This is a genomic window from Afipia sp. DC4300-2b1, from assembly GCF_049895725.1.
Taxonomy (GTDB): domain Bacteria; phylum Pseudomonadota; class Alphaproteobacteria; order Rhizobiales; family Xanthobacteraceae; genus Afipia; species Afipia broomeae.
On record NZ_JAFCSX010000001.1, the window covers coordinates 1,081,624 to 1,095,458 of the forward strand.

Genomic DNA, 13,835 nt, shown 5'->3' on the forward strand with positions numbered 1-13,835 from the left:
GCCGGTGGACAATGACACACGCGATAGTCGGAATGGACCTGATGCTGGCCAAGCAGTCGGCCGTCGATGCACAGGGTGCGTTGCGCGACACACTGATCGGCGGTGTCCAATTTCGCCCATCCCGTCCGGTCCCGCATGACGACGGCTATATGTGCGAGGTCGCCCGGACAAACTGGGACATCATCAAGTCGCCGATCGTCCAGGTTCACGTCACCACGACACTTCCCGGCCGCGTCCGTGCCTGGGGCCTGCATCGGCAAACAACCGACCGGCTGTTTGTCGTGTCGGGCCTGGTGAAGATCGTCGTCTTCGACGGCCGGAAGGATTCTCCGACATTCGGCAGGCTCAATGAATTCATGGTTAGTGAACGCAATCCCGGCCTTCTGGCGATTGCACCCGATCTGCACCACGGCTGGAAGAACATCGGCGAGACCGAAGCTGTCATCATCAATATGCCGGACAGAATGTACGATCACGAAAGTCCCGATGCCCTCGACCTGCCATGGGATTCCGAGGACGCTGCCGAGACGGTGCCTTACCGTTGGTAAATCGTCCCGCGATTACCGTCGTCATCCCGACCTACAACTGGAGCGCGGCGCTTCGCTGCGCCATCCGTTCGGTACTGCTGCAAACCGAGCAGAATTTCGAAATCATGGTTGTTGGCGACGGCTGCACCGACGATTCGGCGGATGTCGTCGCCTCGTTCGGCGATAGCCGCATCCGCTGGCACAATCTCGACCGCAACTACGGCTCGCAATGGGCCGCGAACAATTACGCGATCGAGCGTGCGGCGTCCGACTGGATCGCGTATCTCGGGCACGACGACATCTGGTATCCGACACATCTCGAAGCGATCCTGCGCGCGGCCCGGGAGCATGACGCCGAAGTCGTCACCAGCGTGATGGCGCTTTACGGCCCGCCAGAGTCGGGCGTCCGCGGAATCGCCGGCCTGTTCGCGTCCGGCAGCTACTCGGCCGGCGATTTCGTGCCGCCGTCCGCATTCGCCCACAAGCGGTCGATCTACGGCGATGGCATCAAATGGCAGGATCCCGCCTCGGTGACAGTGCCGATGGATGCGCTGTTCATGAACCAGGCGGCGATGGCCGCGAAGCGCTTCGCCTCCACCCGCGAACTGACATCGTTCAAGTTCAACGCCGCATGGCGGCGGGATTCCTACAAGATCAAGTCGACCGACGAGCAGCAGCGCCTGCTGGAACGCATCCAGTCGCAGCCCGATTTCCGGTCCCGGGAATTCATCGACATCATGGATGCCGTGGTCAAAGGCAAATTCCTGAAGATTGAAATGCCGACACAGAGCGTCGAGCCCGGCTCGGCGGTGCGCCTCAATCGCAAGAACAAGGGCGTCGATAGCCGGTTCGCTGCTGCGGAGATGCAGCGCATCGAGCGAAAGGTCGCATTCAATCTCGATCGCCAGAACATGCCTTTCGAGTGGCACGGCATCGAGAAGCATCTTCGTTACAAAACCTTTCGCTGGAGCGGCCCGAGCCGCCGCTCCACCATCGACCTGCCGGTGCGTTTCGAGACCGACCTGCTGATCCGCGTCATTGTCGTCAAGTCGCTGGCGCCGCCCGAGACCATTCGCGTTCTGCTGCGGGACAAGCCGCTGCAAAGCCAGATCAGGAAAAAACTTTTTGGCGGTTTTGTCATCGAGACCGTCGCGCGCGTTGCGGAACTTCCGCCGTCCGATCGCGATTTCGGGATCACCATTGAGGTCGATGCGACGCGCCGTCCCTGCGATCTCGGCATGGGCGAGGACGACCGGTGGTTAGGGGTCGGTGTTGCGCGCGTTGAACTGGAGCCGCTGACGAAAGTTTAAGCCGTCATCGAAATATCCGACACTCCTGTTCAGCCGTGCTAGACTGAACCAAACAACCAGACACAGGCAGACCATGAAAAAACCACTCACGCTCCCCGAAGAAGAGCCGCGGAAGATTCAGCGCGCAGACATTGCACCTGCCGAAGGCTTTACGCTCGTGGTCGATGGCCACTTCAAGACGCAGTATAATGACGAGGCGGCTGCCAAGAAGGCCGCGGCCGAACTGCTGAGCCGGTATAAAATGCTGCAGATCGAAATTTATGATGCGGCGAAGAGAGAGCGGACGAAATTCTCGTAAGCAAACTGCCATTCCGCGCGAAGACGCACGGAACCTTTGAGGCGCCCAACGATTCTCCCGCAGGAGATATCTCGATGGGCCCAAGATTAAGCCGCAAGGCAGTTCAAATCGAAAACTGGGCGACCGATACTCTCTTACGCGCCAACCTGATCGCGGCATGTCCCGACCACGGCTATATGCGGTTGCGTTTCAATCACGCGGCGCTCGACTATGCGCACGCGCTTGCCGAGCATTCGCCATTTCCTGGAATCAGTGCGGGGCGGGCTCGGGAAGCAATCGACGAGGTGCTGGACGGCCTCTCAGACGATTGTCCGGACTGCGATTGATTTGAGAACCCAGCAGCTTTGTCTCGGCGCCGGCACTAGCCGATGAGCCAGACGCCCTTGTGAATGTCGAAGCGCACGAGGCCCTCGTCGCGCATCTTCAGCAGCAGCGACTGGCAATCTTCCTGATTCTTGATGTTGACGCGCTTCATCACGTCGAAAATCTTCAGCGGTTTCTCGCGAAGGGCGGCCAGAATCTTCTCTCTGTCAGTCATTGTTGTTCCCTTGCGCCGTTATGGCGGTCAGCCGAATTCGTTTGCGGGATAGCGTCGGCACCCCTCCTGTGAGAGACGGGCGCCGGGCAGGCGAACGCCCACGCGAGCGAGTCCAATGTGCTGCAAGATGCTGGAAAGAGTGGTGCCGCCTATAGGATTCGAACCTACGACCCCCTCATTACGAATGAGGTGCTCTACCAGCTGAGCTAAGGCGGCAAAACGCGAAATCGGTATCCGCACCTGATACTGGCCAGCGCCCCGCTTTGCAACATGGCGGAGCGTTTTTGTCAGGCTGGATCAGGTCCGTGACGAAAATGCCATCGACTTCCTAATCAACTGACAAGACGGGACAAAAATCCCTTCCAGCCGCCGCGCTGCGCCGGTTCCGGCTGGACCGGATCGTCGAATTCCTCGTCCCTGGCCTCGTCGGCGACGCCGGGATCGTCCGGAGCGCGCACAATCGGGATGACGGCCGGGATCCGCGGCGCATCCGGCTTCTCGATCTCGCGCCGGGGCCGAAACACCGGCGGCGGCACATTGGCGATCACCGGCGCGGCAGGCGGCGGAGCGGCCTGCTCCACGGGCGCAGGAGCCGACGGCGCAGGCGCGGGCTCGTTATCCTGCAATGGGACAGCCGGTGGCGGCAGCTTGACCGCCGGACCGGCTTCCAGCGCCGGCGGCAATGCAGGCTCATCGGCAACCTCAGCCTCGAGCACCGGCGCTTTCTCCGAAGGGAGAGCCGCGACCGGAGTGAGCCACTGGAATGCGTCGAGACGTCCGGTGACGGGTGACACCGGACGCCAGTGCTCGGATACATAGCCATCGGCGGTCCATGCCGGATCGAGCGCGGCGCGCACCGCGCGCTGCATCCAGACACGCGCGCTGCCGTCGTCGCCATGCTCGGCCCGCTCCAGCTCGGCCATGAGAATGGCGACCCGCTGGGTCGGCGCCTCGATGAAAGGCGCGAGCGCTTCCCGCGCACGGGCGAAATCGCTGGAGTCGATGGCGGCACGCGCGACCGCAAGCGCGCCTTCGATGTTGCCGGGCGATCTGGCTGCGAGTTTCTCAACACGCGCCAGGCGCTGCACGGCGGAGTCGCCGAGCCGCACATGCGCGTAAGCATCCGCAAGATCGGGATGCGGCTGCGCGGTCCATGCCGTCTCGATCACCTGCATGGCGCGGCGGGTCTGATTGTTCTCGCTGAGAAACTTTGCCGCGAGCGTCGCGGCGGGCACCAGTGTCGGCGCGAGCTTCACCGCCTCAGTGATGCTGGCGCGCGCACGGTCGCGATCGGAAGTTTGAAGATCGAGCGCCCGCGCGGTCAAAAGAACGCCGCGCTGCCGCTTGTAGGGCGCGGGATCGATCAACCCCGCCGCCAGATTGTTTTCGAGAATCTTCAGCGCGCCGTCCCAGTCGCCTTTGCTGCAACGGAAGCCGAGCACGGCGTGCGACGCCCATGCCGAGGCCGGCGCGGTCTTCAGGGCTTCTTCGGCCAGCGCCACGGCCGCGTAAGCATCGTCACGGCGCTGCGCCTCGACGAACAGTCCGCGCAGGCCGAGCAGCCGTGTGTCCTTGCGTTCCGCCATGGCGTGAAACGCGCGCTGCGCGCCTTCGCGGTCGCCCTCGAGCTGTGCCGACTGCGCATGCAGCAGCATCGCCAGCGGATCCTGATGCGCCAGCCGCCTGGCGACATCGGCATGGCGGCGCGCCGCGAAATGATCGCCGGTGCCGATTGCGATCAGGCCCTGGGTGATGGCGTTGCGTCCCTTGGCGTGACGCCGCTCGCGGCGGAGCCGCCGCAAGCGCTCGGGCGCATTCAGGAAGCTGCGGATGATCGCCCAGACCAGCATCGCGACGAACACGACAAGCGCCAGCGCCAGCACAAGCACGGGCAATGACGTATCGATGCGCCAGGCATTCCACGACAGCGTAACGTCGCCGGTCTGATCGGCAATCACGGCAGCGCCGAGCGCGACCACGCCGACCAGAAACAGAAAGAGAATGATGCGGATCATGAAACTGCCTATTTCGAGATCGAGGCCAATGTTTCCATCGTGAACTGCTCAAATGCCGCCCGGGCCTTGTCGCGGCCTTCGACCTTTGCGATCCATGGCCGCACCGGGACGCGATCCGACGGCGGCGACTGCAGCAATTCCCGCTTCGCCTCGTTGAGATCGCCGCGCTGCGCGGCGGCCGTTGCGCGGGCGATGATGCCTGTCGGGCCGCTGGCCAGCGCGTCGGTGCGCTGAATGCGCACCAGCTTTGCAAAGCTCTGCTGAAGACGCTCCACGATACCGGACGGCGCGGGCTGCGGTTCTGGCTTCGGCGCGAGCTGCGGCAACAGCGCAAGCAGTTCCTTGCTCAGCGCATCGTCCGTGGGGAGACCCGTCGTCGCGAAGCCATCAAGCGCCCTCAGCGCATCGGCATCACCGGCAACGGCACGCGCGGCAGCAAGCTCGGTGGCATAGGGCAAGCCACGGGTCACGGCTTTATCGAGGTGGATCAGCGCATCGAGCTTGCGCACCTTCGGATCTTCGGCAGGCGGTGCCGCAGCCGCCGCACTCAGCGCCGCAGTCGCGCGTTCGATCCTGGCAATGCGCTCTTCGATGGCCGCGGTGTCGATGGCGGGTGCTTTCGCTTCGCCGCCCATGACGCCTTGCGGCGATGCGGACCTGAGCTCGCTGATCGCGGCGGCCGTCTTCTCGTTCTGCCCGCGCATGGCGGCGATATCGCTGCGCAACGACGCCAGCGATTTCTCCACTGCGTCGATACGCGCGATGATCGCAGGATCGGCAACCGGACGCGGCGCAGGTTTTGCCGCATCCGATTCAACCTTCGCGATCCGTGTGCCCAGAGCGTTGATGTCGGCCTTGTTCGCTGCGATCCCGTCCGTAAGCGGCGCGGTTGAAACGGGTGCGGGTTGCGGAGGCCAGCCTGCGAACGTGGCGGCACCGATCGCAAGCAGCGCGGCCACCGCACCCGCCACAGCGGACAGAAACACCGACGACGCCCGTGATGGATTCGGCGATGCCGCGGCAGCAGATTCAGCAGACGGATGCGACGGCTGTTCGGAGTGATCCGGCTTTGGCGCGCCGGCATCTGCGTCCGGCGTTTCCGGCGCAGACGGACTTTCCGATACCTCGGAAGCGGTCAGTTCGATGGTCGGCGGGGGCCGTTTGGCGGCATCGCTACCGGATGCAGTGCCGGCCTTGTCCTGCTTGTCATCGTCCATCGGAACTCACTCCTGTCACGCTCGCGCAGACTCTAGCAGATTCTGCGAACGCCGCTCGCGTCCAGAAGCACTCTGGAAGGTTACCTGCCGGTTACCCGAAAGCTAGTTGGACGATGCTTTGAGCGTCCTGTCCAGCACATCGAACACGGCATTCTCATCCGGCGTGCGCGCCGCCGCCACCTGCATTGCGCCGGCTTCGCGAAGCAGGCCCGCCACCGTCTCGGAGATGCAGCATTGTGGCAGCGCGAGGGCAGAAATCTCGACACCGTCCGCCCGTGCCGCATCGAGATAGGCGCGCGCACTGCGCCGTGAATAATGCAGCACAGCATCAATCCCGCCCGCGCGGAATGCGTCGCCGACATTCGCAGCAAACCCGGTCACAGGGACCATCCGGTAGGTCGTATGCGTCACCACCGTGAAACCCCGCCCCCCGAGATCGGCGGCTAGATCGTGTGCGAGGTCGGCGCCGGCGAGATAGCAAAGTGTGGCGCCTGGTTTGAGCGTCCTGATAACGAGATCGACAAGCGATTGCGCGTTGCCCTGCGCACTCGCGGCGTCGCGAAAGCCCGCCTCCCGTGCGGCATCCGCGGTGTGTCCGCCGACCGCGAAGGTTGGCAGTCCGAACAGATGCATCCGGGAGGGATGATCCAGTATGGCACGGATCGCATTGGCGCTGGTCACGATCACCGCGTCATAGGCCGCGTCGTCTTCGTCATGAAACGGAATTTCCTCGAACCGCAGCATCGGCGACAACAGTGCGTCATATCCCCGCGCCCGCAGGGCCGCCGCCGTCCTCTCGTTATCCGGGACCGGTCGTGTCACAAGAATGGCCATTCAAGATGCTCCGCGCGGGCAGATGCTGTGCTGAATCACGATAGCCCGCCTGACGATTCCACGTTATGAACCCCTTGAATGACACCTAGGTTGCGGATGACGTTTTGCCCTGCGCGAGGCCAATGCCTATGTAAAGGGAAACGCCGGATCGGCAATCAAAGCAAGAGCAGAAGAAGCAGGAACTGAAATTGGCAGGCAAGCTGGTGCTGGGGATCGAGACCACCTGCGACGAAACCGCCGCCGCCGTGATCGAACGGCAGCGCGACGGGTCGGGGAAGATTCTGTCCAACATTGTGCGCTCGCAGATCGATGAACATGCGCCATTCGGCGGCGTCGTGCCGGAGATCGCCGCCCGCGCCCATGTCGACATGCTCGACGGAATTATCCGCGCGGCGATGAAAGAGGCGAATGTCGGCTTCAGCGATCTCAGCGCCGTCGCCGCAGCCGCGGGCCCCGGCCTGATCGGCGGTGTGATCGTCGGGCTCACCACGGCAAAGGCGATCTCGCTGGTTCACAACACGCCGCTGATCGCGGTCAATCATCTCGAAGCGCATGCGCTGACGCCGCGCCTCATCGTGCCGCTGACATTTCCCTATTGCCTGTTTCTGGCGTCGGGCGGCCACACCCAGATCGTCGCGGTGCTCGGCGTCGGAAAATATGTCCGGCTCGGCACCACGGTCGACGACGCGATGGGCGAAGCTTTCGACAAGGTCGCGAAGATGCTCGACCTGCCCTATCCCGGCGGACCGCAGGTCGAACGCGCGGCCGCTCACGGCAATCCCGATCGCTTCGTGTTTCCCCGCCCGATGGTGGGACGGCCCGACGCAAATTTCTCGCTGTCCGGTTTGAAAACCGCGGTGCGCAATGAGGCCACGCGCCTGATGCCGCTCGAGCCGCAGGACGTCGCGGATCTGTGCGCCGGATTTCAGGCCGCTGTGCTCGATCTCACCGCGGACCGGATCAGTGTCGGGCTGCGTCTGTTTCAGGAAAAATTCGGCCCGCCCCGCGCGCTGGTCGCGGCCGGCGGCGTCGCCTCGAATCTCGCGATCCGCAATGCGCTGCATGACATCGCCGCCCGCGCCCAGACCATGCTGATCATTCCGCCGCCGGCGCTCTGCACCGACAACGGCGCGATGATCGCATGGGCAGGCGCAGAGCGTCTTGCGCTTCGGATGGTGGACGCGATGGAGACCGCGCCCCGCGCACGCTGGCGGCTCGATGAAACCGCATCGACGCCGGCAAAGTTCGCCAACACGCGTGCACGACACTGACATGATCGCACATCAAAGCATTTCGATTGTCGGCGCCGGCGCATGGGGCACAGCACTCGCGAACGCCGCGGCCCGGGCCGGACGCGATGTCGTTCTCTACGCCCGCGACAGCGCCGCCGCCGCGACAATCTCGCAAACACGTGAAAATCCGAAGCTGCCCGGCATTCAGCTTGCGAAGACGATCGCCGTCACCAGCGATCTCGCCGAGGCCGCGAAAGCCGGCGCGGTGCTGCTGGTCACGCCGGCACAAAGCCTGCGGCAGGCGGCGACCGCGCTCGCGCCGCATCTTGCATCGAATACGCCGGTGATCGTCTGCGCCAAAGGTATCGAGCGCGGCACACATCGATTCATGACGCAGATCGTCGCGGAGGTCGCGCCGCGCGCCGTTCCCGCCATTCTGTCGGGGCCGAGTTTCGACGTCGATGTCGCACGCGGACTGCCGACGGCCGTCACGCTCGCAACCGGCAACGAGCAGCTTGCGAAAGCGCTGGTTCAGGCGCTCGGATCGGCGACATTCCGCCCCTATCATTCGACGGATGTGCGCGGTGTCGAGATCGGCGGCGCGGCCAAGAACGTGCTGGCGATCGCCGCCGGGATCGTGGCCGGCAAACAGCTCGGCGCGTCGGCGCTGGCAGCGCTGACCACCCGCGGTTTCGCGGAACTGATGCGGCTCGGCGTTGCCTGCGGCGCCAGGCCCGAGACGATCGCCGGATTGTCGGGGCTCGGAGACCTGCTGCTGTCCTGTTCGAGTTCTCAATCGCGCAACTTTTCCTACGGCATCGCGCTCGGACGCGGCGAGACGCCGCCGCGCGGCAAATTGGTCGAAGGCGAATTCACCGCGCCCGTCTTGATTGAACTCGCCAGTGAAAAGACTATTGAAATGCCGGTGGCCAGCGCGGTGGCGGCGGTTCTCGGCGGCGCCCTGACCATTGATGAAGCGATCGAGATGCTGCTGACACGGCCGTTCAGGGCCGAGGGATAAAGGAACGGCGATGGCGTACTGGCTCGTAAAATCCGAACCCTCCACATGGTCGTGGGATCAGCAGGTCGCGAAAGGCGCCAAGGGCGAAGCATGGACCGGCGTGCGCAACCACACCGCAAAAGCCAATCTCATGAAAATGAAGAAGGGCGACCTCGCATTTTACTATCACTCCAATGAGGGCAAGGAGATCGTCGGCATCGTCGAGGTCATTCGCGAGCACTATCCCGATCCGACCGACAAGACCGCCAAGTTCGTCTGCGTCGACATCAAAGCCGACAAGCCGCTGAAAAAAGCCGTGACTCTGGAAACCATCAAGGCCGACAAGAAGCTCGCCGAGATGGATCTGGTGAAATACTCGCGGCTGTCGGTGCAGAGCGTGAAGCCCGACGAATGGAAGCTGATCTGCAAGATGGGCGGGATTTAGGCCGCTGCGGTCAGTACCACCTTCGCCAGAATCTGCTCGCGCCGGGCGAGCGAACGGCATCCTTTGAGCGTTGCAGCGAAGCGTTCGAGAATTCCATCCTCGAACGCCGTCACGATGGTGTCGTGGACATAGCTTTTGCGGCAAATCGTCGGCGTGTTGGACAATTCATCCGCCGCCGCACGCACTGCCTCGAGCACTTGCTTCCGGCGGCCGCGCGCGCTCTCGGCTGGCACCACCCGAGCCAGAGATTCCATCACCGCCGCCGACGCCATCAGCGTCCGGAAGTCCTTCAGTGAGATGCGAATCCCTGCGATCTCGCGCAAAAAGGCATTCACCTGCGCGGTATTAACCGTGCGCACGACGTCGTTATCGTCCCGATACTGAAACAGCCTGCGCCCCGGCAGCTTGCGCAGAATGTCCACGGCGCGCACCAGACGCGCTGCATCGCATTCCTTGCGCACCGCCTTGTTGCCCTTGGCACGGAACGCCAGAACGATGCAGTCGTCTTCGATCACTACATTGCTCTTCAGCAGCGTCGTCGCACCGCGCGTTCCGTTCAATCGCGCATAGGATTCGTTGCCCGGTCTGATCGCGGTGCGCGCAACCAGTTCGATCACAGCAGCAAGCGCGAACTCGCGCGTTGGCATCTCACCGCCGAGATGCTGGGCGACGCTGCGCCGGATCTTCGGTAACACCTCGATCAAGCGCGCCAGACGACGGGCCTTGCGGGTCTCGCGCACCTTTTCCCAGTCTGGATGGTAGCGATATTGTAGACGTCCCGCCGCATCGCGTCCGACCGCCTGAAGATGTGACGCCGGATCGCCGGCATAACGCACATCGACATAGGCTGGCGGCACGGCCATCGCGTTGAACCGCTTGATGGTGGCGGCGTCGCGCACAACCTTGCCGTTGGCACGTACGAAAGAGTAACTCTTGCCGCGCTTGACGCGGCGAATATCGAATTCGGCCTGATCGCCGAGTTTCAGCCCGAGTTTTTTCGCCAGACGACGGACCGACGAAGAGTCATGCTGCGCGGGCCCATCCGGAGCAACGATGCCGGATACGTCCCTCAATTCAGCAAGAATTTGACCGTCAGTCATGATGCACCTCGAAGTGCCCAATTTCCCAGCGCGGCATTTGTTCCCATCCACCTTGACCTGAGCGGTCAACTGCGGTGAGTCGCACCCATGGAACAGGCCGCATCACAACCCATCGCAGACAAGGCCTCCTTCATCCGCGCCAACACACGGCTGCGCGCGGTGCCGCTGACGCCGGAGATTTCGCTGCTGCTGGCCGACGAGGCCGTGCCGCTCTGGCACAAGACCGAAGAGGAAATCGGCGAGGCCGGATTGCCGCCGCCGTTCTGGGCCTTTGCATGGGCCGGCGGTCAGGCGCTCGCGCGTCATGTCCTCGACAACGCGGATCTGGTGCGCGGCAAGACCGTGCTCGACCTCGCCAGCGGATCGGGCCTTGTGGGCATCGCCGCGATGAAGGCCGGCGCAGCCTCGGTGACCGTCGCCGACATCGATGCATTCGCCTGTGCAGCCGCAGCCCTGAACGCCGCGGAAAACGGCGTCACGCTGTCGATATGCCAGGATGATCTGCTGGCGGAGCCGCACGGCGGCCGTTGGGATGTCGTGCTGGCCGGCGATATTTTCTACGAACGCGACACCGCGCAGCGCGCGTTCGATTTCCTTTTCGGCCACGTTGCGCGCGGCGCAACCGTGCTGATCGGCGACCCCGGCCGCAGCTACCTGCCCCGCGACAAATTGCGCCGCATCGCGGACTACAGCGTCCCGGTGACCCGCGATCTGGAGGACGCCGAAATCAAGCAAACTGCGGTATGGAGCCTGCTGCAGCCGGCCTGAAATCCGCCGTCATCCCCTTCATATGCTTTGGGAAATCCGAGGTCCGACAAAAGTCCTAGTTGCCGCAGCTTGTCGCTGCTGTATGCACAGGCGCATAATAACAAAACAAGAAGAAGCTGCGCGCATGTTGCGACGCGGACGGCCTGCGTGGAGGAAACGAGGAAGCCATGTCCGATAAAATTTACGACGTATCCGCGGAATGGGCGAAGCGCGCCTTTATCGACGAGCCTAAGTACCGCGAGATGTACGCGCGTTCGGTCAAGGACCCCAACGGCTTCTGGGCTGACGAAGCCTCCCGCCGCCTCGACTGGATCGAGCCTTTCACCAAGGTCGAGAACGTCTCGTTCGCGCCGGGCAACATCTCGATCAAGTGGTTCGAGGACGGCGTCCTGAACGCGGCCTATAACTGCATCGATCGTCATCTCGAGACGCGCGGCGACCAGGTCGCGATCATCTGGGAAGGCGACGATCCGTCGGAATCGAAGAAGATCACCTATCGCGAGCTGCATGACGAAGTCTGCAAGATGGCCAACATCCTGCGGCTGCGGAACGTCAAGAAGGGCGATCGCGTCACCATCTACCTGCCGATGATCCCGGAAGCGGCCTACGCGATGCTGGCCTGCGCGCGGATCGGCGCGATCCACTCGGTGGTGTTCGGCGGCTTTTCGCCCGACTCGCTGGCGCAGCGCATCAAGGACTGCAAATCCAACGTCGTCATCACGGCCGACGAAGGCCTGCGCGGCGGCAAGAAGGTGCCGCTCAAGGCCAACCTCGACGCGGCCATCGCCAAGGTCGGCGGCGTCGATTGGGTCGTTGTGGTGAAGCGTACCGGCGGCAAGATCGACATGGATCCGGTGCGCGACGTCTGGCATCACGAAGCCGCGGCGATGGTCGATACCGATTGTCCGGTTGAGCCGATGAACGCGGAAGATCCCCTGTTCATTCTCTACACCTCGGGCTCGACGGGTCAGCCCAAGGGCGTGCTGCACACCACCGGCGGCTATCTCACCTTCGCCTCGATGACGCATCAGTACGTGTTCGACTATCACGAGGGCGACATCTACTGGTGCACGGCGGACGTGGGCTGGGTCACCGGCCATAGCTACATTCTGTATGGGCCGCTCGCCAACGGCGCCACCACGCTGATGTTCGAAGGCGTGCCGAACTATCCGGACAATTCCCGGTTCTGGAATGTGATCGACAAGCACAAGGTCAATATCTTCTACACCGCGCCGACCGCGATCCGCGCCCTGATGCAATCCGGCGACGATCCGGTGAAGAAGACCTCGCGCGCCAGCTTGCGCCTGCTCGGTTCGGTCGGCGAGCCGATCAATCCTGAAGCGTGGGAGTGGTATCACCGCGTGGTCGGCGATGGCCGTTGCCCGATTGTCGATACCTGGTGGCAGACCGAGACCGGCGGCATTCTGATTACCCCGTTGCCGGGCGCGATCGCCCAGAAGCCGGGCTCGGCGACAAAGCCGTTCTTCGGCGTGGTGCCTGAAATCGTCGATGCCGACGGCAAGGTTCTCGAAGGCGAGGCGCAGGGCAACCTCTGCATCGCCAAGTCCTGGCCCGGCCAGATGCGCACGGTCTACGGCGATCATGCGCGTTTCGAGCAGACCTACTTCTCGACCTACAAGAACAAGTACTTCACCGGTGACGGCTGCCGCCGCGATGCCGACGGCTATTACTGGATCACCGGCCGGGTCGACGACGTCATCAACGTGTCGGGTCACCGCATGGGCACCGCGGAAGTCGAAAGCTCGCTGGTCGCGCACGATGCGGTGTCGGAAGCTGCCGTGGTCGGCTATCCGCACGACATCAAGGGTCAGGGCATCTACGCCTATGTGACGCTGATGAAGGGCGTTGAGCCGACCGAGGCGCTGCGCAAGGAACTGGTCGCGTGGGTGCGCAAGGACATCGGTCCGATCGCCTCGCCCGATCTGATCCAGTTTGCCCCGGGCCTGCCGAAAACGCGTTCCGGCAAGATCATGCGCCGCATCCTGCGCAAGATCGCGGAAGACGAATCCGGCGCCCTCGGCGACACTTCGACGCTGGCCGATCCCGCCGTGGTGGACGATCTGGTGCATAACCGGCAGAATAAGAAGGCCAGCGCCTGACGCTGGGGTCTGCCGCTGGGGGATTCATGCCAACGCGCCTCGCTCGTCTGATTACGGCGATCCTGATCGTCATGCTTTGCGTGACGATCAGATTTGGCACATCCGAGGCGGCAAATCTCGGCGAAGCCTGCGGCGGCGCGGCGAACATCACCTGCAATTCGGCGCTCTGGTGCCAAAGGGAAGGCGGGCAATGCAAGGCCGCAGATGCGCCGGGCACATGCGACAAGGCGCCCGCCTTCTGCATGCAGATCCACCGGCCGGTTTGCGGTTGCAACGGCAAGACCTACGCAAACGACTGCGAGCGCCAGAAGGCCAAGGTGCAGCTCGACCACACCGGCGCATGCCCGAAGCCGCCGAAGGAAAATGAGCCAAAAGCGGTGAAGCCGAAGTCAAAGACGCCGAAGAGCGGAAAACAGCAATAATCAGGCCCG

15 protein-coding genes and 1 tRNA gene are annotated in these 13,835 nt (G+C 63.4%); 10 read left to right on the forward strand and 6 right to left on the reverse strand.

Annotation, left to right across the window (positions count from 1 at the left end):
- Positions 1–11: 11 nt before the first annotated feature.
- The 4 genes from ACP7AL_RS05340 (at position 12) to ACP7AL_RS05355 (ending at position 2,461) form a co-directional block, all read left to right on the forward strand.
- Positions 12–548, forward strand: coding sequence for a dTDP-4-dehydrorhamnose 3,5-epimerase family protein (locus ACP7AL_RS05340; protein ID WP_425989586.1), 537 nt, complete (start codon positions 12–14; stop codon positions 546–548).
- Positions 542–1,837, forward strand: coding sequence for a glycosyltransferase family 2 protein (locus ACP7AL_RS05345; RefSeq protein WP_425989588.1), 1,296 nt, complete (start codon positions 542–544; stop codon positions 1,835–1,837). Before ACP7AL_RS05340 ends, ACP7AL_RS05345 begins: the two co-directional genes overlap by 7 nt.
- 73 nt (positions 1,838–1,910) lie before the next feature.
- Complete coding sequence (locus ACP7AL_RS05350; protein ID WP_425989590.1) at positions 1,911–2,135, forward strand: hypothetical protein; 225 nt, start codon at positions 1,911–1,913, stop codon at positions 2,133–2,135.
- Positions 2,136–2,209: 74 nt separating this feature from the next.
- The gene (locus tag ACP7AL_RS05355; protein ID WP_006023396.1) at positions 2,210–2,461 is read left to right on the forward strand and encodes a hypothetical protein; all 252 of its coding nucleotides are present in this window, start codon (positions 2,210–2,212) and stop codon (positions 2,459–2,461) included.
- 35 nt (positions 2,462–2,496) lie between these two features.
- On the opposite strand, the gene ACP7AL_RS05360 is transcribed toward ACP7AL_RS05355, so the two are convergent.
- The 5 genes from ACP7AL_RS05360 to ACP7AL_RS05380 all read right to left on the reverse strand — a co-directional run bounded on the left by ACP7AL_RS05360 (position 2,497) and on the right by ACP7AL_RS05380 (position 6,739).
- Positions 2,497–2,673, reverse strand: coding sequence for a hypothetical protein (locus ACP7AL_RS05360; protein ID WP_006023395.1), 177 nt, complete (start codon positions 2,671–2,673; stop codon positions 2,497–2,499).
- Between the two features lie 140 nt (positions 2,674–2,813).
- Positions 2,814–2,889: transfer RNA gene (locus tag ACP7AL_RS05365), tRNA-Thr, on the reverse strand.
- Between the two features lie 116 nt (positions 2,890–3,005).
- A complete protein-coding gene (locus tag ACP7AL_RS05370; RefSeq protein ID WP_425989593.1) occupies positions 3,006–4,688 on the reverse strand; it encodes a heme biosynthesis protein HemY in 1,683 nt (560 codons plus the stop codon).
- Positions 4,689–4,696: 8 nt separating this feature from the next.
- Entirely contained in the window at positions 4,697–5,905 is a 1,209-nt protein-coding gene (locus ACP7AL_RS05375) for a COG4223 family protein (RefSeq protein ID WP_425989595.1), read from the reverse strand.
- Positions 5,906–6,007: 102 nt separating this feature from the next.
- Entirely contained in the window at positions 6,008–6,739 is a 732-nt protein-coding gene (locus ACP7AL_RS05380) for a uroporphyrinogen-III synthase (RefSeq protein WP_425989597.1), read from the reverse strand.
- 188 nt (positions 6,740–6,927) lie between these two features.
- Between ACP7AL_RS05380 and tsaD the strand changes: the two genes are divergently transcribed.
- Genes tsaD through ACP7AL_RS05395 form a run of 3 tightly spaced genes read left to right on the forward strand, consistent with a single transcriptional unit; the run spans position 6,928 to position 9,416 of the window.
- On the forward strand, positions 6,928–8,010 hold the full coding sequence (gene tsaD, locus ACP7AL_RS05385) for a tRNA (adenosine(37)-N6)-threonylcarbamoyltransferase complex transferase subunit TsaD (protein WP_425989599.1): 1,083 nt from the start codon (positions 6,928–6,930) through the stop codon (positions 8,008–8,010).
- Between the two features lies 1 nt (position 8,011).
- Positions 8,012–8,992 (forward strand): NAD(P)H-dependent glycerol-3-phosphate dehydrogenase, encoded by a 981-nt coding sequence (locus ACP7AL_RS05390; protein ID WP_425989601.1) that lies wholly within the window; start codon positions 8,012–8,014, stop codon positions 8,990–8,992.
- A gap of 10 nt (positions 8,993–9,002) precedes the next feature.
- The gene (locus ACP7AL_RS05395) at positions 9,003–9,416 is read left to right on the forward strand and encodes an EVE domain-containing protein (protein ID WP_425989603.1); all 414 of its coding nucleotides are present in this window, start codon (positions 9,003–9,005) and stop codon (positions 9,414–9,416) included.
- Here the strand turns inward: ACP7AL_RS05395 and ACP7AL_RS05400 are convergent.
- The gene (locus ACP7AL_RS05400; RefSeq protein WP_425989605.1) at positions 9,413–10,516 is read right to left on the reverse strand and encodes a DNA topoisomerase IB; all 1,104 of its coding nucleotides are present in this window, start codon (positions 10,514–10,516) and stop codon (positions 9,413–9,415) included. The genes ACP7AL_RS05395 and ACP7AL_RS05400 overlap by 4 nt on opposite strands.
- 87 nt (positions 10,517–10,603) lie before the next feature.
- Here ACP7AL_RS05400 and ACP7AL_RS05405 point away from each other — a divergent pair, with 87 nt between their 5' ends.
- From ACP7AL_RS05405 to ACP7AL_RS05415, 3 genes are all read left to right on the forward strand, one after another.
- The gene (locus ACP7AL_RS05405) at positions 10,604–11,284 is read left to right on the forward strand and encodes a class I SAM-dependent methyltransferase (RefSeq protein ID WP_425989607.1); all 681 of its coding nucleotides are present in this window, start codon (positions 10,604–10,606) and stop codon (positions 11,282–11,284) included.
- 167 nt (positions 11,285–11,451) lie between these two features.
- Positions 11,452–13,404 carry an acetate--CoA ligase gene (gene acs, locus ACP7AL_RS05410; protein ID WP_425989609.1) on the forward strand — a complete coding sequence of 651 codons (1,953 nt, stop codon included), beginning with the start codon at positions 11,452–11,454 and terminating at the stop codon, positions 13,402–13,404.
- 26 nt (positions 13,405–13,430) lie between these two features.
- On the forward strand, positions 13,431–13,826 hold the full coding sequence (locus ACP7AL_RS05415; protein ID WP_425989611.1) for a hypothetical protein: 396 nt from the start codon (positions 13,431–13,433) through the stop codon (positions 13,824–13,826).
- The last annotated feature ends 9 nt before the right edge of the window (positions 13,827–13,835 follow it).